This is a genomic window from Alloalcanivorax balearicus MACL04 (genome assembly GCF_025532145.1).
GTDB classification, from domain to species: Bacteria; Pseudomonadota; Gammaproteobacteria; order Pseudomonadales; family Alcanivoracaceae; genus Alloalcanivorax; species Alloalcanivorax balearicus.
On the sequence record NZ_ARXS01000008.1, the window covers coordinates 99,801 to 121,224 of the forward strand.

General features: G+C 57.4%; 18 protein-coding genes. 3 read left to right on the forward strand and 15 right to left on the reverse strand.

Annotated elements, in window-relative coordinates:
* Positions 1-144 precede the first annotated feature (144 nt).
* The 3 genes from MA04_RS09080 to MA04_RS09090 form a co-directional block, all read right to left on the reverse strand.
* Positions 145-645, reverse strand: coding sequence for a regulatory protein RecX (locus tag MA04_RS09080; RefSeq protein WP_262460175.1), 501 nt, complete (start codon positions 643-645; stop codon positions 145-147).
* Positions 614-1,651 carry a recombinase RecA gene (recA, locus tag MA04_RS09085; protein ID WP_163126161.1) on the reverse strand — a complete coding sequence of 346 codons (1,038 nt, stop codon included), beginning with the start codon at positions 1,649-1,651 and terminating at the stop codon, positions 614-616. The genes MA04_RS09080 and recA overlap by 32 nt, the downstream gene beginning before the upstream one ends.
* Positions 1,652-1,845: 194 nt before the next feature.
* Entirely contained in the window at positions 1,846-2,325 is a 480-nt protein-coding gene (locus tag MA04_RS09090) for a CinA family protein (RefSeq protein ID WP_262460176.1), read from the reverse strand.
* Positions 2,326-2,524: 199 nt separating this feature from the next.
* Here MA04_RS09090 and MA04_RS09095 point away from each other — a divergent pair, with 199 nt between their 5' ends.
* A complete protein-coding gene (locus MA04_RS09095; RefSeq protein ID WP_014995436.1) occupies positions 2,525-2,761 on the forward strand; it encodes a DUF5062 family protein in 237 nt (78 codons plus the stop codon).
* A 31-nt stretch (positions 2,762-2,792) separates the two neighbouring features.
* On the opposite strand, the gene MA04_RS09100 is transcribed toward MA04_RS09095, so the two are convergent.
* Positions 2,793-4,190 (reverse strand): 8-oxoguanine deaminase, encoded by a 1,398-nt coding sequence (locus MA04_RS09100; protein WP_262460177.1) that lies wholly within the window; start codon positions 4,188-4,190, stop codon positions 2,793-2,795.
* 422 nt (positions 4,191-4,612) lie between these two features.
* Between MA04_RS09100 and MA04_RS09105 the strand changes: the two genes are divergently transcribed.
* Positions 4,613-6,691: a TonB-dependent copper receptor gene (locus MA04_RS09105; protein ID WP_262460178.1), complete on the forward strand. Its 2,079-nt coding sequence runs from the start codon at positions 4,613-4,615 to the stop codon at positions 6,689-6,691.
* A 136-nt stretch (positions 6,692-6,827) separates the two neighbouring features.
* Here MA04_RS09105 and MA04_RS09110 read toward each other — a convergent pair whose 3' ends face one another.
* The 9 genes from MA04_RS09110 to MA04_RS09150 form a co-directional block, all read right to left on the reverse strand.
* Positions 6,828-7,382: a DUF6933 domain-containing protein gene (locus MA04_RS09110; RefSeq protein WP_262460179.1), complete on the reverse strand. Its 555-nt coding sequence runs from the start codon at positions 7,380-7,382 to the stop codon at positions 6,828-6,830.
* Between the two features lie 99 nt (positions 7,383-7,481).
* Positions 7,482-8,159, reverse strand: a complete 678-nt coding sequence (locus tag MA04_RS09115) for a hypothetical protein (protein ID WP_262460180.1) — start codon at positions 8,157-8,159, stop codon at positions 7,482-7,484.
* Between the two features lie 97 nt (positions 8,160-8,256).
* A complete protein-coding gene (locus MA04_RS09120; protein WP_262460181.1) occupies positions 8,257-9,186 on the reverse strand; it encodes a DUF5655 domain-containing protein in 930 nt (309 codons plus the stop codon).
* Positions 9,187-9,213: 27 nt separating this feature from the next.
* Positions 9,214-10,695: a class I SAM-dependent DNA methyltransferase gene (locus MA04_RS09125; protein WP_262460182.1), complete on the reverse strand. Its 1,482-nt coding sequence runs from the start codon at positions 10,693-10,695 to the stop codon at positions 9,214-9,216.
* A 9-nt stretch (positions 10,696-10,704) separates the two neighbouring features.
* Positions 10,705-12,252: a Fic family protein gene (locus MA04_RS09130; protein WP_262460183.1), complete on the reverse strand. Its 1,548-nt coding sequence runs from the start codon at positions 12,250-12,252 to the stop codon at positions 10,705-10,707.
* Positions 12,249-14,267: an ATP-binding protein gene (locus MA04_RS09135; protein WP_262460184.1), complete on the reverse strand. Its 2,019-nt coding sequence runs from the start codon at positions 14,265-14,267 to the stop codon at positions 12,249-12,251. Before MA04_RS09135 ends, MA04_RS09130 begins: the two co-directional genes overlap by 4 nt.
* 14 nt (positions 14,268-14,281) lie before the next feature.
* On the reverse strand, positions 14,282-15,649 hold the full coding sequence (locus tag MA04_RS09140) for a restriction endonuclease subunit S (RefSeq protein WP_262460185.1): 1,368 nt from the start codon (positions 15,647-15,649) through the stop codon (positions 14,282-14,284).
* The gene (locus MA04_RS09145) at positions 15,646-18,429 is read right to left on the reverse strand and encodes a type I restriction endonuclease subunit R (protein WP_262460186.1); all 2,784 of its coding nucleotides are present in this window, start codon (positions 18,427-18,429) and stop codon (positions 15,646-15,648) included. Before MA04_RS09145 ends, MA04_RS09140 begins: the two co-directional genes overlap by 4 nt.
* Before the next feature lie 58 nt (positions 18,430-18,487).
* Positions 18,488-19,138: a HEPN domain-containing protein gene (locus MA04_RS09150; RefSeq protein ID WP_262460187.1), complete on the reverse strand. Its 651-nt coding sequence runs from the start codon at positions 19,136-19,138 to the stop codon at positions 18,488-18,490.
* A 299-nt stretch (positions 19,139-19,437) separates the two neighbouring features.
* Between MA04_RS09150 and MA04_RS09155 the strand changes: the two genes are divergently transcribed.
* Entirely contained in the window at positions 19,438-20,328 is an 891-nt protein-coding gene (locus MA04_RS09155; RefSeq protein ID WP_262460188.1) for a helix-turn-helix transcriptional regulator, read from the forward strand.
* Positions 20,329-20,396: 68 nt separating this feature from the next.
* Here the strand turns inward: MA04_RS09155 and MA04_RS09160 are convergent, their stop codons facing one another.
* On the reverse strand, positions 20,397-20,840 hold the full coding sequence (locus MA04_RS09160) for a hypothetical protein (RefSeq protein ID WP_262460189.1): 444 nt from the start codon (positions 20,838-20,840) through the stop codon (positions 20,397-20,399).
* Complete coding sequence (locus tag MA04_RS09165) at positions 20,840-21,406, reverse strand: type II toxin-antitoxin system MqsA family antitoxin (RefSeq protein ID WP_262460190.1); 567 nt, start codon at positions 21,404-21,406, stop codon at positions 20,840-20,842. Before MA04_RS09165 ends, MA04_RS09160 begins: the two co-directional genes overlap by 1 nt.
* Positions 21,407-21,424: the final 18 nt, after the last annotated feature.

Consider the following 21,424-nt stretch of genomic DNA (forward strand, 5'->3'; position numbering starts at 1 on the left):
CGGCCCGCCGCCCGGACAAGCTCCCACAGTGGCGTTGTAGTTCCCTCCGTGGGAGCCAGCCTGCTGGCGAATCCCGGCCAGCAAGCTGCCACAGCGGCGTTGTAGCGACCGCTGAATTCAGGTCTTCAAGGTGGGGGCTTTGGCTCAGTCCTGCTCACGTTGCTGATCCAGGGCATGGAAGCTTTGCTCGGCATCGAAGCCGCGGCCCTGCAGAAAACGCAGCTGTTTGGCTTTTTCCTTCTGGTCCGCCGGCGGATGCCGGAAACGTCGGCCCAGGACCTCGGTGGCATGGGCGAACCAATCGCTCTCGGCTTCACTCAGCGCCTCGGTAACCAGCGCCTCCCCCACCCCTTTCTGTTGCAGTTCGGCGCGAATGCGCAGCGGCCCCTGCCCCCGTTCGATTCTTGAACGGACAAAAAAACCGGCGAAACGCCGGTCATCCAGGAAACCTTGCTCCTCGCACCACGCCAGCACTTCGTCCAGCCAAGGCGCCGCACCGAACTTGCGCGTCAGCTTGGCGCGCAGTTCGTGGCGGGAGTGGTCCCGGCGCGCCAGCAAGCTGACCGCATGCTGGCGCCCCTGGGCGGCATCGGCGGGGGTCGGGTCGCCGCCTTTATTCTTCCGTGGACTCTGGCTGGGCCACATTTTCAGCGCTCTCTTCCGCAGGTGTACCCAGCAGGCGTGCCCGGATTTCCCGCTCGATGGCGCCCGCCACTTCCGGATGCTCGGCCAGGTATTCACAGGCATTCTGCTTGCCCTGGCCGATCTTGTTGCCCTGGTAGGCGTACCAGGCACCGGATTTGTCCACCAGTCCCTGCTGTACGCCCAGGTCCAGTACCTCACCAAGCTGGTTGATGCCCTGGCCGTAGAGGATCTGGAACTCGGCCTGCCTGAACGGCGGCGACACCTTGTTCTTCACCACCTTGACCCGGGTTTCGTTACCGGTCACCTCGTCGCCCTGCTTCACCGCGCCGATACGGCGGATGTCCAGACGCACGGAGGAGTAGAACTTGAGCGCGTTACCGCCGGTGGTGGTTTCCGGGTTGCCAAACATCACCCCGATCTTCATGCGGATCTGGTTGATGAACACCACCAGACAGTTGGCGTTCTTCACGTTACCGGTGATCTTGCGCAGCGCCTGGCTCATCAGGCGGGCCTGCAGGCCCACATGGGTGTCCCCCATCTCGCCTTCGATCTCCGCCTTGGGCACCAGAGCCGCCACGGAGTCCACGATCACCACGTCCACCGCGCCGGAGCGCACCAGCATGTCGGTGATTTCCAGCGCCTGCTCACCAGTGTCCGGCTGGGACACGATCAGGTCGTCCACGTTGACGCCCAGCTTCTCGGCGTAATCCGGGTCGAGCGCGTGCTCGGCGTCGACGAAGGCGCAGGTGGCGCCTTTTTTTTGCGCCTGGGCGATGACGCTCAGAGTCAGCGTGGTCTTACCAGAGGATTCCGGACCGTAGATTTCCACGATCCGGCCCTTGGGCAGACCACCAATGCCCAGGGCGATATCCAGGCCCAGGGATCCGGTGGAGATGGAGGGCATGCGCTCGCGTTTGCGGTCGCCCATGCGCATCACTGAACCTTTGCCGAACTGTCGCTCGATCTGCGACAGCGCCGCGGAAAGTGCTTTACCTTTATCGCTCATTGAATGACCCCTGTCCGTTTATTCCTGGATTCCGTTTATTCCTTAATGACGCCGTGGCTCGCCGCTGACCGGCCTGTGCCCTGGCAAGAGCGTGCTGATCGTTGGCCGGCGAGCGTCCTTCGGCCTGACCCTTTGATCAGCACTGTCTATAAGGACAGCATTATGGACACTGTCCCGCGCCACTGCAACCCCCCTTATTCGAGGCGGGCCAGCAGCCCTTCCAGGGCGGCCGCGATGGTAGCATGCCGGACCTGCCCACGATCACCGTCGAAGAGGAATCGCTCAGCGCGGGCCCAGTCCGGCTGCTGTGCCCAGGCGATCCACACCGTGCCCACCGGCTTATCGGCGCTGCCGCCGCCGGGCCCCGCCACGCCGCTCACCGCCACCGCCAGATCCGCCCGGGAACGCCCCAACGCGCCCCGGGCCATGGCCAGGACGGTCTGTTCGCTGACCGCGCCGGCGCTGGCCAGAATCGCTTCCGAGACACCCAGCATGCTCTGCTTGGCCTCGTTGGAGTAAGTGACGAAGCCGCATTCGAACCAGTCCGAGGATCCGGCCAGCTCCGTCATTTCGCGGGCGATGCCGCCGCCGGTGCAGGACTCGGCGGTGGCCACGCGCAGGCCCCGTTCGCGCAGGGTGTCGGCCAATGCAGTGACCTGCTCGGGTATGGTCATGGTGACTCCTGATGTTCAGAGAAGATCAAAAAAAACGCCATCCATGATGGCGGACTTTACCGACGCTGCCCACCGGTGATCCAGCAAACCGGCCACCGGTTCACGGACTGACGCCCCGAAACCGAAGGGAAACAAAGGGCATCCTTCCATCGGCTTTGTTACTCTGGGCCGTAAGTAGCCCCTGGCCTTCGGAGTCATCATGAAAAAGCTCAAGAATGAGAAGGAATGGGTCAAGAAAGCCATCGCACTCGGCATGGAGTACGGCGAGAAGCGGGGCGTGGTCGAGTTCGAGCCCACCGATTCGGCGGCACTGAAGCTGGAGTACATTTACCGCCTGCTGGTTCATGACAAGGTCATCCAGCCGCTGCCGGAGGATCAGGTTTCTCAGCAGTCGATCCAGCATAAGCTGGCGATCTGGGCGTCGAAACAGCCGTAGCCCCGCTGCTCCCTCTACCGATACAGAGGCGTCACTGATACAGACGCGTCATGACCCGGGCGTGTTCCCGTATCAGCGCCGCGGGTTCCGTGCCAAGCAGCTGGCCATCCCGAACCCGCATCCGGCCATTGACCATGACCTGACTGGCCAGAAAGGGCCCGCACATTACCAGCGCCGCCAGCGGGTCCCGCTGCGCGCCGGCGAAGGACAGGTGATTCATATCCACCGCCACCCAGTCCGCGCTCATCCCCGGTGCCAGATGGCCGATGTCATCCCGGCCCAGCAAGCGGGCGCCGCCACGGGTGGCCAGGATCAGCGCCTCCCGCGCCGATAGCGCCCCGGGATCACCACCGAAGCCGCCCCGCCCGCCCGGCGCTTCCGAACGGTAACGGGCCGGCGCCACCCGCTGCAGCATCATCGCCATGCGCGCCTCCAGGAACAGATTACTGGAATCGTTGGAGGCGGAACCGTCCACCCCCAGCCCCACCGGCACCCCGGCGTCCAGCAACTGGCGCACCTTGGCGATGCCCTGCCCGCAGCGCATGTTGGCGCTGGGGCAGTGGGCGATACCGGTGCCGGTGCGGGCCAGCAGCGCGATCTCCTCGTCGTCGAGGAAGATGCCGTGGGCGAACCATACATCCTCACCGAGCCATTCCACCGACGCCGCGAACGCCACCGAACGCATGCCGTACTGGGCCAGGCAGTAGTCCTCCTCATCCAGTTCCTCGGCCAGGTGGCAATGCAGACGCACGCCCTGGTGGCGCCGGGCCAACTGCGCGGCGTCCCGCATCAGTTCCGGTGTCACCGAGAACGGCGAGCACGGCGCCAGCACCAGGCGCAGCATCGAATGGCGGCCGGCATCGTGGTAACGGCGGATCAGACGTTCCGCGTCACACAGAATGTGGTCTTCCTTCTCCACACAATTGTCCGGCGGCAAACCACCCTGGCTCTGCCCCCGAGACATGGCGCCCCGGGCGGCGTGGAAGCGGATGCCCATCTCCCCGGCGGCCTGGATCTGACTGTCCAGGCGGGCGCCGTTGGGCAACATATAAAGATGGTCGGCGGCGGTGGTGCAGCCTGAGAGCAACAGTTCCGCCATGGCCACCTTGCTGCTGAGGTAGATCGCCTCGTCGTCCAGTCGCGCCCAGATCGGGTAAAGCGTATTGAGCCAGGGGAACAGCGAGTCGTCCTGAGCCATCACCCGGGTGAAGTTCTGATACATGTGGTGGTGCGTGTTCACCATCCCCGGCATCACCACATGACCGCTCAGGTCCAGGGTCTCGTTCACCGGAAGGTCTGGTTTCTCCGTGCGCGGCCCGGCCCACAGAATCTGGTTGTCACGGATCAGCATGGCGGCATCGCGCCACTCGTGGCGCTGATCATCGAAGGTTGCCAGGTAGTCGATACGGTCGATCAATAAGGTTGTCATTCGTCACTCCGAAAACGCGGAAAAGGAAAAAGCAAAAGCGCGATTTCGGAGCGAATCAGAACAACTGGTGAGCAAAAGCGGTGCGTTGCCAGAACGGCCGGAACGGCAAAGCACGCTGCCGGCGCACGCCGACCACGGGGTTTTTCCTCATACCCTGCCCTCCTGATGTTCTATGACCATCTCGCCATTCGCTGGCACGCCAGCTTGCTGCGAATACAGGCCGTCATTCTTTAGCCGCTGTGGGAAGCCAGCTTGCTGGCGAATAGACCGCGACAAGAAACGATGCAAATACAGCGCCAGTTCAACAGCGCGGCAAAACACCGCAGTGAGTCCCTCTCCCCTCGATGCTAGCCTCTGCGCCGACTTTACCGCCGTGCTTGGCGGTCGACGGAGCGCTGGGTACTGACTTCTTGGATGGGATCATGACGACGCCTTTTCTCTCTTCTTTCTCTTCTTCTGTCTCTGCATTACGCCTGATTCAACGACGGAGCCTTTGGGGCCCGGCTCTGCTCGGCGGGCTGCTTCCTTTCTCCGCTCCGGCGCTGGCCGAGGACGAACAACCCCCGGCCCTGCTGGCCCCGGTGGTGGTCACCGGCGTGGCACCCAGTTCCGGACCGGTGATCGAGGCCAACCCCAAACAGCCGCGCCAGCCGGTACCGGCCAGCGACGCCACCGATTATCTGAAAACCATCCCCGGTTTCTCCGCCATCCGTAGCGGCGGCAGCAACGGCGACCCGGTACTGCGCGGCCAGTTTGGTTCGCGCCTGAATCTGCTGGTGGACGGCGGCCAGATGATCGGCGCCTGCCCCAACCGCATGGACGCCCCCAGCTCCTACATCGCCCCGGAAAACTACGACAAACTCACCGTGATCAAAGGCCCGCAGAGCGTGCAGTGGGGCCCCGGCGCCTCCGCCGGCACCGTGCTGTTCGAGCGTGACCCGCAATACTTCAGCGAAGCGGACGCCCTGGTGGACGCCCAATGGCTGCTGGGCTCCCATGGCCGCAACGACCAGCGCATCGACGCCACCCTCGGCAACCCGCTGGGCTACCTGCGCCTCTCCGGCAACAACGCCCACGCCGACGACTATAAGGACGGCAACGGCGACCGCGTGCCCTCACGCTGGAAGAAATGGAACAGCGACGTAGTGCTCGGCTGGACGCCCAACGCCGACAGCGTCATCGAACTGAGTGCCGGCAAGGGCGACGGCGAAGCCCGCTACGCCGGCCGTGGCATGGACGGCAGCCAGTTCAAACGGGAAAGCCTGGGGATGCGCTTTGAATTCCGTAATCTGGGTGCCGTGCTCGATCAGATCGACGGCCGCGTCTACTACAACTACGCCGACCACGTGATGGACAACTATAGCCTGCGCACCCCGTCCGGCACCGGCATGATGGCGGGCCCCATGGCCTCCAACGTGGACCGTCGCACCCTCGGCGGGCGCTTCAAACTCACCTGGCGCGGTCACGGCTGGGAAGCGCTGGCCGGCGTCGACGCCCAATCCAGCGAACACCGAAAACGCAGCGCCATGGGCGTGGACGCCTATCGCGGCGAAGCCTGGGACAAAGACGCGGACTTCCACCAGTACGGTGCCTTCACCGAAGTCACCCATGCCGTCACCGACAACGGCCGCATCGTCGCCGGCGCCCGCCTGGACCGCAACGAAGTGCGCGACTTCCGCGACGCCGCCGACAGCGCCACCGCCGGCGATACTCGCGGCGACACCCTGCCCAGCGGCTTCCTGCGCTATGAAGCGGACCTGAACCAGAACACCAACTACTACGTGGGCATCGGCCACGTGCAACGCTTCCCTGACTATTGGGAACTGTTCTCCCCAGGTGAAGGCCCGGCCGGATCGGTCAACGCCTTCGACGCCATCGAACCGGAAAAAACCACCCAGCTCGACATCGGCAGCCAATACCGCAACGGCAACCTGGAAGCCTGGACCTCCGCCTACGTCGGCCAGATCAACGACTACATCCTGTTCACCTACCAAAGCGGCATGATGGGCTACAGCACCGACGCCGATAACATCGACGCCCACATCGCCGGCGCCGAACTCGGCGCTCGCTACCGCTTCACCGACAACCTCAGCGGCGACGCCACCCTCGCCTACGCCTGGGGCCGCAACCGCGACGACAGCGAACCGCTGCCGCAAATGCCGCCGCTGGAAGCCCGCTTCACCACCACCTACGAACAAGGCAACTGGAGCGCCGGCGCCCTCTGGCGGCTGGTCGCCGCCCAACACCGCACCGCCAACAACAAAGGCAACGTGGTCGGCCGCGACCTCGGCGACAGCAACGGCTTCGGCGTCTTCTCCCTCAACACCGCCTACCGCATCAACCACCAGTTCACCGTCAGCGCCGGCGTCGACAACCTGTTCGACAAAGCCTACGCCGAGCACCTCAACCTGGCCGGCAACGCCGGCTTCGGCTTCCCCGCGGACACACGCATCAACGAACCGGGACGGACGTTCTGGGGGAAGGTGGATTGGCGGTTCTGAAGCACCACCGTTTACCTACGCACCGCACGACTTCCGATTCGAAGCCGCTGTGGGAGCCAGCCCTGCTGGCGAATCTTCTGTTTTCTCCCTAACCACGGCGGCACCGTTGCCCACCACAACGATGCCGCCAGACAAATCATCTTTCCCCCAACAAGCCCAACATCTCCTTGATCGGCCGAATATAACCCTTCCGTCCTTTCATCCCCATAGGCCGATCCGCCAACCAAACGGAAGTACTGTAAGGCGCCAGATCCACCACCGCCGCCCCACCGTCCAACAACCCGAACCGAATCATCTTCCCATACTCAGTGGAAGAACCCTGCACAGACCGATCCGATTCGCCGTCACACATCAAAGGCCCTAACCAATGCCACGCCCGATCCAACTGAGCCTCCGTCGCCCCCGCCTTGCCCAGCACACGGATCAAAGTATCGGCGAACAACCCATCCAACCCGGCAAAATCCGCCTTCTTCACCGCCGGAATAAACAAAGGGAAACGGGTAGCGTCATGCACAAACATCAAACACTGACGCCCCTGCAACAGAACCAGATTCGCATGCCAATGATCCAACGGATTGGCTTCACTGACCTCGTGCAAGACAGGCTGATCACGCTGCGGATCCTTCAGCAGGCCGTTCTTGTCCAACGGCAGCTTGGCGATGAGTTTTTTGGTGCAGTGGAGGTGGATCACAAGGGATACTTTGATGGTTTCGGGTTATTGGGATAGGCATTGAAGATCAAGGACAGGTAGCCGCAGCCACCAGACTATCGCCGTACTGTAGTACCGGACTCAATCAAGCTCCAGCTTGGGATCAAAATCAAACCACAGCTGCTCAGGCTCTCGATAAAGACGGAAAGGCCGCCAAGGTGCGACCTGGCGATAGGCTTCTCCTTCCATGCCCAGTCCAAGGACAGTTTGTAGTCTGACCAGATTTTGTACCTTGTCATAACAACGATAAGCGTGTGATCGGGATATTCTGAGAAAGCGGGCCACATGCACCATACGCCTGCCGCACCGATCCCATACCAGCAACCAAGCCGCCGCCACGGACATTCCTTGAGCAACCAGCGCCTCTTGATCTCTCGCCTCTTGCTCCTCCCTATGTAGATGATCGAGCGGATCACCTTCCGCCTCATCAGCGACTCGATCCAATGGCCCAAAGGTATCGTCCTCAGAGGCACCATGATCGAGACTGGAGGCATAACGCAGACGCTTTTCCGTATAGACAACCAAGCGTTGATAGGTGAAAGAGAGGATCAACTGCTGATGTTCCGGATCATTGAAGTTGACCTCAATGCCCTTTTTCTCCTGCAAATCGTAGGCGGTTATCCAGATCTCACCCTGGATGTCTTCAGCAGTATGCTCTCCTCGGGTTTGACGAGCGATCCGTGCAAGATTGCCCGAAAATCGCGCAATGAAATGCTGATACGATGCGTGATTGATGGTGTTCGCTCCGGTGGTCCCCAAAGGCGAATATCCAGCATCAAAATGACAAACTTATGGCAAGTGCCGCACCCTACTCTCCACTGAATACCTCTTGTCCAGACAGGTCCAGTTCGAGGACTCAACTCTCCTGATAGCTCTGCTCCACCAGAGCTTTTGCTTTCAACCAATCCCCGGGACTACGCACCGTCAACTCAAGGTTCCCTGTCCCCCAGTGGCCAATCCGGCTGACATCGCGGCTGAAACCTTCCTCAGCCAGATCACCCGGCAGCTTCAGATAAATCAGCAATTTCGGATCCGCCTTGCCCGGCATGATCACCACGGACATAAAGTTCCGGATTCGTTTGAACACCGTATACAGCTTCAACTCCTTTCGCTGAACCTCATCCCCGAGCTGTTCCGCATAGCCACACACGGTGTCAAACAGTGTCTTCAGATCAGAAGGAGCTTCCGCCAATCGCTCTGACTGCGTTTTATCCTTTCCCGAGCCGGCTCGCGCGGCACTGGATGGGGGTTGAGAGGAAGCACTGTTCGCTACCTGACTGGCAGTTTGAGCATTGACCAGCTCCAGCAGTAGCAAGCCGTCACCAAAGTAGCGATACCGCATTAACTCAATATTACGATTAATCTGCTGGACTGCATGCTCATCGTACTTATTGAAATCAGACGCGATACAAATCAACCGTGTACCACCCCACTCAATGGTCTCGGAAGCCTCTTTCCCCAACCTCTCCATCACAAGCCACCGGAACTCCGCCTGGTGATCCAGCAACCAGTCCAGATAGAACAACCCCTGATTAATCACATTCTCATTGCTGTGGCGCTTGTACTCCACAATCACCGGGCAGCCGCTTTCATCCAGCCCCAGGGAGTCGATGCGCCCCTTATGAGTCTTGCCGGTAGCGTATTCCGTGGCTAGAAAGCGCACCCCCAGCAAAGCATCCATGTTGGCTTCCACATGCTGCTGGAGGTGCTTTTCCAGAGACGCGGCTTTGCCTGGCAGCTCGGCGGCGTTCCCGTTGGTGATAGTGAAGAGCTTGATATCACTCATAAATCTTCCCCAAAGTCCACAACACCATCACTTGAGCTCACTCAACACCGCACGAAAACTCGCCAGACCGGCTTCGAGATTTTCGATAATTTCCTCCGCCAGCTCATCCGGTTCGGGCAGGTTATCCAGGTCGGTAAGGCTTTTATCCTTCAGCCAGAACACGTCCAGACTGGTTTTATCACGCGCAATCAGCTCTTCATAGGTAAATGATCGCCAGCGCCCTTCGGGGTTGCTCTCGGCATCCCAGGTGGCTTTCCGCTTTCGGGGATTTTTTGGGTTGTAGCACTCGATAAACTCTGCCAGGTCCTCGAAGCGTAATGGTTTCTTCTTCAACGTGTGGTGGATATTAGTCCGGTAATCGTAGTACCAGACCTCTCTGGTCCAGGGCTTGGGGCTGGCTTCGCGGTTATCGAAGAACAATACGTTTGCTTTCACCCCCTGGGCATAGAAGATACCCGTCGGCAAGCGCAGAATCGTGTGCAGGTCCGTGGTTTCCAGCAACTTACGGCGAATGGTTTCGCCAGCGCCACCCTCGAATAGCACATTGTCCGGCACTACCACCGCGGCCCTGCCGGTGGTTTTCAGCATGGAGCGAATATGCTGTACGAAGTTGAGCTGTTTGTTTGAAGTGGTAGCCCAGAAATCCTGACGGTTATAGGTGAGGTCGTCGGTCTCCTGCTCACCCTCCTCATTGGTAAAGCTCATGGAGCTCTTCTTGCCGAAAGGCGGGTTGGCCAGCACATAGTCCACCGTACTGGATGGAGCGGCCACCAGAGCATCGTTGGGCGAAACCGCGCCTTCGCCGTCGATTTCGCCGATGTTATGCAAGAACATGTTCATCAGGCATAGACGACGGGTATTGGCGACAATCTCATTTCCGGCAAAGGTGTCGTGTTTGAGAAAGGCTTTCTGCTTCTTGTCCAGCTTGTGGCTCTGCACCAGGAAATCATAAGCCGCCAGAAAGAAGCCGCCGGTACCGCAGGCCGGATCGGCAATGGTCTTGCCCGGCTCCGGACGCACACACTCCACCATGGTTTTAATCAAGGCACGGGGCGTGAAGTACTGCCCGGCGCCGGACTTAGTATCCTCCGCATTGCGCTCCAGCAGGCCTTCGTAGATATCACCTTTGATATCGGCTCCCATCACCACCCACTGCACGCTGTCAATCATCTCGATCAGCCGTGCCAGCTTGGCCGGGTCCTGTATCTTGTTCTGCGCCTTGGTGAATACCTGCCCCAGCAACCCTTTCTTCTTGCCCAATGCCATCAGAAGCTCGACATAATGCACTTCCAGCTCAGCGCCCTTTTTGTTCTTCAGGGTTGTCCATGAATACTTCTTCGGAATACCCACCTCTCGGTTATAGGGCGGCTTGGCGTACTCATCCGCCATCTTCAGGAAGATCAGATAGGTGAGCTGCTCCAAATAGTCGCCGTACCCGACGCCGTCGTCGCGCAAGGTGGTACAGAAACTCCAGACTTTGGAAATGATCGGGGCACTCGCGGGGCTCATTCAGGGTCCTTACTGCTCGCGGGCAAGCCACTGCCTGCCCTTGTCGGTTAATCGGTATTTCTGAGTGGGGCTGCGTGGGGAATCGGGCTGGGTCATTTCCACCAGTCCCACCTCCAGCGCAGGTTGCAGATAATTTTGTATAAAGGTTGGCCGGTGGCTCAGCTTCAGGATGCCCAACAGGTCTTTGGTACCCAGGGGCGCGGCCTCCAGAGCGGTCAGCAGACGCCTTACTTGTTCGGTTACTTGTTCGGTTACTTGTTCGGTTACTTTCTGGATGCCTTCCCCGGCAAACCCTTCATGCACCGGCAAGCGAATCAGAAACGAACTGCGCTCCTCGTCCGTTTCGAAGACGGGCACAGGCGATCCGTTCGCCTGCATCACTCGCAGAATCTTGGGGATACCGGTGGAGCGGCCCTCGGTGAGGTCCAGTTCCTTCAGAAACTCGCCAACACGGCGGTTGCGGTAGCGGCGGCTGACGGCGCGGCCTGCCCGCAAGTCCTCCATGCGAATCGATCTATCCGGGCCGGGAAAGCTTAACACCACCAATTCCTCAGGGGTGATACGCACCTCTATCGGTTCGCGGATTTCATAGGAGCGGTGGTATACCGCATTCACCACCGCCTCTTCAATGGCCGCCAGAGGATAGTTCCAGAAACGCTCGGCCTGGGGCCGGTCCGGGTGTTTGACAACGGTTTCTTTCAGGTAATTGCGGGCGATGTAATCCACCGCATCACGGGTAATGCGCCCCAACGGGCCACGAAACTCCTTTTCCTCGAAACGGTCCCCGCCCGGCCCATCGGGGAAATACACCACGTCAATCTGGGTGGCCGGGAAGAACTGCTCCGGATGCTCGTTAAAAAACAGCAGTCCAACATTCTTGGGGAACGCCATCTCCGCCGGACCGCCGACCACATTCATCCGCCGCCCCAGCGCCTCGGCATCCAGAACTGCGGCCTCAGCCGCCAGCTCACTGCCGATCTCCTGCAGGAACTCACGCATAAGGTGAGCCGATAAATCCGTAAGGCTGGCCCCTTGCCGGTAACGGTCATCAAACGGCACCGTCGCAGCCAGCGACAACAACTCCCGCTCATCCGCCCCTTTGGCGCGCACCGTACTGGTGTGCTTACGCAGGTAATACGCCCAATCCGCCTTCTTATCCCCCAAGCGGGTTCTGGCCTTGTAAGGCCGGGTTTCCCCGCCCGGCACCCACAGCACCAGAATCAGCTTGCCCTGGACTTCATAAGTGGCGGTCAACGGATGATAAGGCGGCTGAATCGCCGCATTGCCCAGGTTCAGCAGTTCCTTCTGGATTCCATCGATCTGCTCTGGCTGCAAACCCACGGACGACCCTTCTTGCGAAATGAGGGGCTGACCATCCTGCTCCTCTACACCCACCACCACGTAGCCACCGCCCAGATTGTGAAAATCATTGGCGAAGGCGCAGATGCTGTGCAACACCGCTTCCGGGTTCCAGCCCGCCTTGCATTCCACCCGTTCGCTTTCTATGGTGCGGTGGTGGAGCAGGGAGTCGAGGTTGATGGGGAGTTTGGGGGTCATGAAGCTGGCAGCCCCAATGCATCAAAAAATGCTCGATTACGTTCTTTTGCAGCCTTTACAAGTTGATTGAAACTAATGACCTCTATATAAGCCTTGTAATTGGGATTATACCCGAAAAATCCCATTCCATCGGCTGTCATTGTCAAACTGAAGTTTTTACAGCGCTTAATCATTGTGGAAGTGAGATCGCAAACCACATAGCAGTACGCTGGTATATCTTGATTTCTTGGGATAAGGAGGCCCGACTTAGTCTTGGCTTGCCCTTCGCGAATTCTTTCAACGTAGCTCAGAGCTTGGTCGATGGGATCTTTATCTTCCCCTTCTCGCATGTCGTTACGCATTGGTCGCTTTATCTCAACAACCGTAATCGCAGCAAGAGGAAAGCTAGCTTGATCGTTTACAAGAAGAGGGTTATCGAAGACTCTCAAGCTAAGCAAGTCTGGCTCTTTCGTAGACTCGTTGCCGGTGATAGGCATGGCATTGATGGTTTTATCGGATGCCAGATAGTTATGGAAGGCCAAGCGCTCATCAATCAGCCATAAGTTACAAGAATCCAGAAAAACTTCGCTGGAATCTTTTCGCATCGGCATGATGAGCTCGTGGATCATATCTTCACGGGCATACGCGCCATTATCCAGTCTTTCTATGGATCTTTTTAGCAAGTCAATGATGACTTTTCGGTGAGAGACGTAATTAGCAAGATCAGATTTTTTTAGGTCTTCTGCTTTTAGCAAGTAGGCATTCAACCTCTCTCTATATTCCTCTAGATGCTCCTCATTTTGAGGCAGCATAATGTCGTGACCTTCACTCACCAACTGGCGTTCAACTTCATACCATTGGGCATGCAAATGAAGCTCCAATTCTTTATCGGATTTTTCTGGGTCAACGATCAGCATCTCTTCAGGGACATAACTAGCAATAGGGCGATAGCGTGGAGCATGGTTGCTAATAAAATCCTCTACACGCTTTCTTCCAGCCGAAACATTCTCGAAAAGCACATCTTCAAGATACTCCTTCGTTCGATCAAGAACTGCCTCTCGAATTTCTTTAAAGGATATTTCATCAAACATATCCTCAACATTCTCAGCAATATCGAAAGCTGTCCGCTCGCTACGCACATGTTCATTAAGGTAATTGGAAGACACATAGCAGGTATAGGTAAACTCGCCAGATTGATCGGAAATTTTTCCATACAGGCCGGAAATCTTCCCTTGTATAGGCTCATCTTTTACAAGCCGGTTCGCCGCACAAAGCGCCAATTGGTGCTTTTTGTTAACGGAAGCACGGAACTTGATATGGGTCAGCTCGAAAGTCTGATCACGGATGGTGATTGCTTCGTGGTAAGCACTGGCATGCATGTACTGATCATAGAGCGCATATAGGTCGATACTCTCTCCCATATCTTCGATCTGTATTTCTGGAGCGCCCTCGTTGCGCACAAAATACCAAAGAACATGCTCTAACAACTGGTTAGCAATGGAAAGCATCCTGGTTGGCACTTTCTCTCGAAAGCTGTTATCAAAGCCAACCAGTTTAATAGTGGTTCCTGCTTTTTGAGCAACAGCCTCGCTTACCTTGTCCGCATGCACCCCAAGTTTGGAATCGAATCTAAAGGCTCGCTTTTTAAGGTTACCATTTGTATCGAAGAAATGGCTTTCCACCTCGACCAAGTCAAACACCTTTAACCACAACAGGCGGCCCACACCACGGCACCCCTTGTCGATTTTGTGGTCGGAATCGAGCGTTTCAAAAGACTTGAGGTTATCCTCATCGAAACCGCAGCCATTATCCGTAATAGTGAAGCCAACGATAGGCGGTAACGCCTTGGCATCCAGATCCAAGCTGCCCTGCGTATCTCGATTGATTTTCAGAACAACCTTTCCGGGAGTTTTGTCTCCTTTCTCTTCAATAGCTTGGATCGAGTTAACCACTGCTTCAAATGCAGGCAATAAACCATGGCTTTTGGGCAAAGACGTATTACGTAAGCGCCCTTTTAAATTGGTATGCAGGCTCATGGTAATTCCTTTTTTTAAATAATTAGACTTCCGGAAAAAGCTTTTCCCAGGATGGATTGGCGTACGGTTTCGGCACGAACTAGCTCGCAGGCTACTTCTTCGTCCAACTTCTGTATCTGAGCTTCCTGCTGCTCAACTACTCTGACGATTTCTTCCGCTTCTTTGGCACTACAAAGAGGAAAAACAATGCTCTTAATACGACTTTGCCCAATGTTTCTCATGGATTCCTGATTTCCTGTGGAGCGATGCATAATTTCATCGCGCCCTTTTGGGCTCCGAAGCCAGTAGAGGAAGTATCCTGATAGCAGGCAGGAAAACGTTATCCTCAAGGTTTTATCACTGAGCATTACTCTCTTCGTCACATTCTTAGCGACGACACAAGCTCCTACGAGCTCTATAGTATTCGCCCGGCTGAGTAGGAAGTCCCCTTTGTTGATGAAATAGTTCTCGTTTACCTTACTAGGATCCATACAGGTTTTGCTCTCTGATTCATCGTATTCACCCCACGTTACAGCGCTTACTTTTGCTACTCCTATTTCTTCTGCCGAAGGTTCGCGCTCATCGCACTTGAAGCTCTTTCCAGCTTCAATTCCCAATATATAATCCCCCAGTCGAGCATATTTCCATTCTGCTGGAATCCGAGGAAGATTGGCCAATTCTTCTCCGGAAATTTCACCCCCATGATGATGTTCGGAGGTTTCCAGTTTGCCGGGGTTTTGTTGGCGCCATTGTTCAGTGAGTTTGCCTTCGAAGGCGTGTTTGAGGACGGCCTGGCGGTAGGCTTTGAGTTGTTGCCGGGCGGTTTTCAGGGACTCGATGCCTTTGTCGAGTTCGGAGAATAGGGTTTCGATTTTGGCTACAATATCCTTTTGCTCTTCCAGCGAAGCAATCGGAAGCTCAATGATTGACAGGTTCCCTCTAGATATTCGCTTCCTAGTTGACCCGGATTTGAGTGATTCAATTTTCTCCCTGATATCAGGACTGTTAAGGAGATACATTAGATACTTTGTATCTACCTTTTTTGGGTTAGCTCTTACGATACATATATCTACGACTGTTACGTATTTATGTTCGCCCTCTAGCGGGAAGATGCAAGCTCTTCCTAATGGGCCAGGCATTCTAGCGATCAACAAATCGCCTTTTTTAAGAAAAGTACACCTGAGCTCCTTTGCCTTGTCTTTTGTCAGAAACCTTGAGGACTTGTCGATAAACTGCCCATCGCCTATATCGGCCAACTGAATAAGTCGAACCTCGCCATTGGGGTCTTGGTCTTTGCTTTCAACCCAATCGCCATCCTTGAAGAGCCCTAACTCAGCAGTTAGTGAGTGCAGAGTCTCTATCGCCCAAGTATTGGATGATTCCATTACCAATTCAGCACTCACGCTACCAACTCCCGATTTAATTCCTCAATCACCCCATCCATCTGCTCCCCAAACAACTGATACATGCGCCCCAGCCCGCCCTTGCTGTCGAAGGGCGCCATTTCCAGGTCATCGCGCTCCAGATGGAAGGAGCTGGTGATGTGATCGCGGATCAGGGTGAGCCAGGTCATTTGTTCCTCGTTGAATTTTTCGCCGGCGCCGCTGTGGCGCTGGAAGATCCAGCGTTTGAAATTTTCCTTTACGGTTGCGGCGAAGGGCGTCAGGGTTTGGTCTATATTGGTGACACGGCGAATCAGAGCGACCAGTGCGGTGAGGTCGCTGATCGGGCTATCACCTTGATAATTCTCCAGGTGAGCGTAGGCCTGCCAGACACGCAGCGGAGCCAGCTTGGGTCTGTCTTGTTGCAGGGCTTCCAGTAGCGTTTTGATCATATCGTAGGTGACTTCACTGCGACGGGCCGGTTGGCTGTAGTAGATGGTCAGGGCCTCGATCTCGTCGCGGTGTTCGTCCATGTACTCGGCGAAGTCCTGCACCATCTGTTTGGCGTTTTCGGTTTTGTCACCGGCCCAGCCCGCGTGATTCAGTTCGTCCAGATCTTCATGGACGATGGTTTGCTCTTTTTCACGGCGAATGGTGTCGATGAGTTCGATCAGTTCACCGTTGAAGACTTTGGCGGCTTCTCCGACCAGTTGGTCGCGAGCCTTGCCCCTGGCATCATCACCAGGGTTGCTGCTTGCGGGCACCTGAGCAATTTCACAGGCTTTCCGTTCCACCACATCCGGGTTGATGGCGTTGAGGAGTTCGCCCACGATCAGGGTAAGCGGCGTCCCGTCGGCTTTTTCGGCGATGCGGGCGCGGTCTTTGTCGTTCAATTGCTTGTCGAGCCGGGCGAGGCGGCCTGCCAGTGAGCTTACGCTGTCTTCATCGCGGGCGGCGCCCATCATCACGCCCATGGCCAGTTCCTTCAGGGAGACGCCGGGTTTGGTAATCAAGGGTTGGCTGGCGGTTTTCAGGGATTGGGTAACGCCGATGGCGTCGACGATGACGTAATGGGTCTTGGCGCTGTTGGCGGAGGGAGTGACTTTTTTCAGGCCATCGGCATCCAGAGTACGGGTACCGCGCCCCTTCATCTGCTCAAAGTAGTTCTTGCTTTTCACGTCGCGCATGAACAGCAGGCATTCCAGTGGACGCACATCGGTGCCGGTAGCAATCATGTCCACGGTGACGGCGATACGCGGGTAGTAGTCGTTGCGGAACTGGTTAAGCACCGATTTGGGGTCGTCCGCATTGTGAGTGATCTTCTTACAGAAGGCGTTGCTCTCGCCAAACTCTTCGCGCACAGTCTGGATAATGTCGTCGGCGTGACTGTCGGTTTTGGCGAAGATCAAGGTTTTGGGCACTTCTTGCCTTCCAGGGAAAATATCCGGCAGCTTGTCTCTGAAGGTGCGGATCACCGTGCGAATCTGGTCTGGGTTGACGATATCGCGGTCCAATTGTTTGGCGCTGTAGGCTTCGTCCTCGTCTTGGGTTTCCCAGCGATGCTGGCGCGTCAGACGTTCACGCTTTTCTATTTGCTGTCTGGCCTCGATCACACCGCCGCTTTTGGTTTTCTTTGTTTCGATCAAATAGACCTCGTTGCCGACATTGACGCCATCCGCCACGGCTTTCTCATGGTCGTATTCACTGACCACGTTTTTTCTGAAGAAGCCGTAGGTGCGCTTGTCCGGGGTGGCGGTGAGGCCGATCAGGTAGGCATCGAAGTATTCGATCACCTGCCGCCACAGGTTATAGATGGAACGGTGGCATTCGTCGATAATGATGAAGTCAAAGAATTCCGGCGGAATTTTGTCGTTGTAGACCACCGGCAGAGGCTCTTTCTTCAGGCCTTTCTTTTCCGCCGGGTTGTCCTCTTCGGTGGCTTCGTCCAGCTCTTCACCCTTGAGCAGGGAGTACATACGCTGGATGGTGCTGATACAGACCTGGCTGTCGCTGGCGACATAGGAGGACTTCAACCGCTGCACGGTATACAGCTCGGTGAATTTGCGGTTGTCGTCATTGGGCAGGTAAGCCATGAACTCCTGTTCGGCCTGTTCGCCCAGGTTCTTGGTGTCCACCAGAAACAGGATCCGCTTGGCCTTGGCGTATTTGAGCAGACGGTAGGCGGCGGTGATAGCAGTATAGGTTTTGCCGGACCCCGTGGCCATTTGCACCAGAGCTCGGGGCCTGTCCTGTTTGAAGGAGTCTTCCAGGTTGGTAATGGCGGTGATCTGGCAGTCGCGCAGGCCGGCGGTATTGAGTGGCGGCAGCTTTCTCAGGCGTTCACGCAAGGTGCCCTGGTTATCATTCAGGCGCTCGCGCCAGCGGGCCAGTTCTTCCGGGCGGGGGAAGTGGAAGATTTCCCGCGAACGTGGGGCCGGGTCACGCCCGTTGGTGAACCGGGTGATGGTGCCCGTGCTCTGGTAGACGAACGGCAGGGGCTCCTCGTTCTTGATCCATTTAAGCTTGGCGTTCGCGTACCCGTCCGCCTGGTCCTCCACCGTGGTGATCTTGTGGCCCCAATCTTCGGGCTTGGCTTCGATCACCCCCACGGCCTGGCGCTCTACGAACAACACATAGTCCGCTGGACCAACGTCGGTCTGATATTCGCGTACGGCAACCCCCGGCCCCGCATTGAGGTTGATTGCCGTCTTGTCCTGAACCACCCAGCCCGCGGCGATCAGCTTGCGGTCAATCCGATCCCGAGCCCGCTGTTCCGGTGTTTGATTAAGGGAACTGGCCATAAGGGTTCCTGTTCAGATCCATCCCCAAAGGGGAATAGTAGCACTTGTTTTCCATCGCTCAGACCACGGGATAACTCGCCTCCCCCCACAACGCCCCCGGATTATCCATCATGATCTCGATCACCGTCGGCACCAGGTCATTGAGGATGGCGACGCAGTCGCGGATTTGTTCGCGGTTGACGCTGCCACCCCAAGTGGCGCCGCCGTGGATGATCTGGTTGCGCAGGGTGTAGATGCGGCTGAAGACGATGGCGAGGACGGTGGGGGTATTCTGTTTGGCCAGGGCGGCGTTGGCGGCTTTCTTGGCGCGCTCGAAGCTCTGCTTCCAGTGGTCTTCCGTCAGGTTGCCTTTTTGGTGTTCCCAGAAGCAGCGGAAGACGTAGGGGTTGTCCAGGAGGACGCGGATGGCACCGGAGTAGGCGCTCCATACCAGTTCGTCCAGGCGCTTTTGGCTGTCCAGGTCCCAGAGTTTCTGCAGGAAGCCGTTGAAGGTGGTTTGCTCGTTGAGCCCGTGCCGGTCGTCAATTTCGGTGGCGTAGGCGGCGTTGAAGGCGATCCACAGGAAAATGAAGCGGCTGTCCGGGTCGGCTTCCTGCTCGGCGCGGTCGAGCCAGCTCAGGGCCCGGTGGACACGCAGGGACAAATTGTCCGGGTAGCCATGGCGCTCCCGGCGTTGTCGGGTTTTCAGGTTGTGGTGTCGGCTTTCCATGTTGCTGTCCCTTCTTGCCATGCCGTCCCCAATCGCGGCCCGGCGGCGCCTTTCTGGCGCGGGGCTTTTCGTTGTACGAGTGTGAACTTTATCACATACATTGGTCTGAGCCAGTCCGGCAGCTCCCACTTTCTTATTACTTCCTCGTGCTCCCACGGCTATCCCCCTTGATACCAAAGCGACATCGCTCTCTGGACAATCAACCTATGACTTTATTATTGTCATGCCAATACTGGCTACATGAACATGTCGTCTTTTGGGTTATATCGCTTTTTGGCGCACTTTGGGGAGGTGGGAGGATGGCGCGCACTACTGGACAGAACGCGGGGAAGTGGCCTCTGCGTTGGGATTTGTTGCTGCGGTATCGGTTGATCGAGGTGATCGCTCTTTGGGAGGGACGATTGACCACCAATCATTTGCAGCGGGCGTTCGGGATCGGGCGGCAGCAGGCCAGCAAGGACATCAATCAGTATTTGTCCGAGCACGCGCCGGAGAATCTGGTTTATGACCGTTCCTTGAAGGGTTACAAGCCCTCCCCTGACTTCACGCCCCGGTTTACGCGCGGGGTGGCGGATGAGTATTTGCAGATGATGCACGCCCGGGAGGATTTGAGCTGCGCCTTCGAGGCGCTGGACGTGCGGGAGCTGAACACGGAGGTGTTGTTGCCGCCCCGGCGGGATCTGCGCCCGGCGGTGTTGCGCCCTATTCTGCAGGCTTGCCGGGAAGGGCTGCGGGTGGAGATTCGTTATGCGTCGCTGCGTAATCCGGTGCCGGAGGAGCGGGTGATTCAGCCGCATACGGTGGTGCACAGTGGGCTGCGCTGGCATGTGCGCGCCTGGTGCGAGAAGAACTCCGCGTACCGGGATTTCGTGCTGAGCCGGATCGAGGATGATCCGGAGCCGGTTACCGAGGGGTGGCAGGGGGCTGACGAGGACGAGGCCTGGCAGACCCGGCTGACGCTAGAAGTGATGCCGGACCCGCGTCTGGACACCCGTCAGCAGGCGATGATCGCCCGGGATTACGCCATGGAAGACGGCCGTTTGCTGATTCCCTGCCGTGCCGCGTTGGTGAATTACGTGGTGCAGCTGCTGCATTTGGATGTGGCCGATAATCGGGCGCCGGAGGCGCAGCAGATTGCGTTGGGGAATCGGGAGGCGGTGGCGGCTTGGTTGTGGGGGGATGGTGGCTGAGGTGGAGGTAGAGGGTAATTTCATTCGCCAGCAAGCTGGGCTCCCACGGAAGCAGTAAGACGGTGCCCTTACAGCTTCAGGCCAGCGAAGAAAGGCACTTCTATACGCGGTAGTCGACCTTTGTCCACCACGTCAAAAACATGCTGGCGCCAGAAGGGCCAGACGTTGTGCACCGCATTGAACTCGGCGAATGCTTTCAGGGCTTCCTCCTGGAGGTCACTTTTGATGCGGTAATCGACGATATAGTCCGCTTCAATGATCAAGAACACAGCACCAGGGTCATTCTTATTCACCAGTCGAACACCCAGATCGACACGCACACGCAGGAGCGGCTGCCCCTCTCTTTCATGTCCATCCACAACGAAACGAACGGCACGCTTTTGCTGCTGAACCAACTGCGCACCTTCCAACACCATGGATGGACGGTCATATTGGCTACGAACCAGGGTAATATCCTGCAGTTCCAATCCTGCCGTCGCTTGGACGATGAGCGCTTCATTATCCTGTGGCATCAGGCGGCACCGCTCCACTCACTCTCCTGATGAGGCAGGCGTTGAATGGCAGAAGGTATTTCATCGACCGCAGAGACGCGAATGGTGGATCGAGTTACCTCCGCCCAGTCGTACTGTAAGTAACACTCTTCCAGGGAACGTCCTTTTAGGCGCCCGACCAATCCGACAAGATCTGGACGCAGAGCCAGTAATTTCAGCAGTGTGTCCATGGCCACGCTTTGCAATACCGCTCCGCGCTCGTACTTGGAAAAGCCATTTGCGCCGCCGCCCAACAACTCCGACGCCTGCTTCTGAGTAACCCCCAACATCTTCCGCACCGAACGTATTTCGTCGCTCGTCAACATGCCCATTTCGGCACGCTTGGCATCGGCGACACGACGCTCGTTACGAGCGATTTGGTCCACCAGTACCGGATCAGCGCCACATACGGGGCATGCACAATACTCCATTCCTTCCACGGCCAGCGGCCGGTCATTAGAACGGATCATGACCGTATGGGTACGCGGCTCAAGCTGGCCTTCCTCACACATCGGGCAGGTGCGAATAGCGTCCGTTGATTTCATCATGTCCCTCTTTGCTGGTGA

Coding starts and splice junctions, on each gene's coding strand:
- MA04_RS09080 (WP_262460175.1), bottom strand. CDS start 645: ATGTGGCCCAGCCAGAGTCCACGGAAGAATAAAGGCGGCGACCCGACC.
- recA (WP_163126161.1), bottom strand. CDS start 1,651: ATGAGCGATAAAGGTAAAGCACTTTCCGCGGCGCTGTCGCAGATCGAG.
- MA04_RS09090 (WP_262460176.1), bottom strand. CDS start 2,325: ATGACCATACCCGAGCAGGTCACTGCATTGGCCGACACCCTGCGCGAA.
- MA04_RS09095 (WP_014995436.1), top strand. CDS start 2,525: ATGAAAAAGCTCAAGAATGAGAAGGAATGGGTCAAGAAAGCCATCGCA.
- MA04_RS09100 (WP_262460177.1), bottom strand. CDS start 4,190: ATGACAACCTTATTGATCGACCGTATCGACTACCTGGCAACCTTCGAT.
- MA04_RS09105 (WP_262460178.1), top strand. CDS start 4,613: ATGACGACGCCTTTTCTCTCTTCTTTCTCTTCTTCTGTCTCTGCATTA.
- MA04_RS09120 (WP_262460181.1), bottom strand. CDS start 9,186: ATGAGTGATATCAAGCTCTTCACTATCACCAACGGGAACGCCGCCGAG.
- MA04_RS09125 (WP_262460182.1), bottom strand. CDS start 10,695: ATGAGCCCCGCGAGTGCCCCGATCATTTCCAAAGTCTGGAGTTTCTGT.
- MA04_RS09130 (WP_262460183.1), bottom strand. CDS start 12,252: ATGACCCCCAAACTCCCCATCAACCTCGACTCCCTGCTCCACCACCGC.
- MA04_RS09135 (WP_262460184.1), bottom strand. CDS start 14,267: ATGAGCCTGCATACCAATTTAAAAGGGCGCTTACGTAATACGTCTTTG.
- MA04_RS09145 (WP_262460186.1), bottom strand. CDS start 18,429: ATGGCCAGTTCCCTTAATCAAACACCGGAACAGCGGGCTCGGGATCGG.
- MA04_RS09150 (WP_262460187.1), bottom strand. CDS start 19,138: ATGGAAAGCCGACACCACAACCTGAAAACCCGACAACGCCGGGAGCGC.
- MA04_RS09155 (WP_262460188.1), top strand. CDS start 19,438: ATGGCGCGCACTACTGGACAGAACGCGGGGAAGTGGCCTCTGCGTTGG.
- MA04_RS09160 (WP_262460189.1), bottom strand. CDS start 20,840: ATGCCACAGGATAATGAAGCGCTCATCGTCCAAGCGACGGCAGGATTG.
- MA04_RS09165 (WP_262460190.1), bottom strand. CDS start 21,406: ATGATGAAATCAACGGACGCTATTCGCACCTGCCCGATGTGTGAGGAA.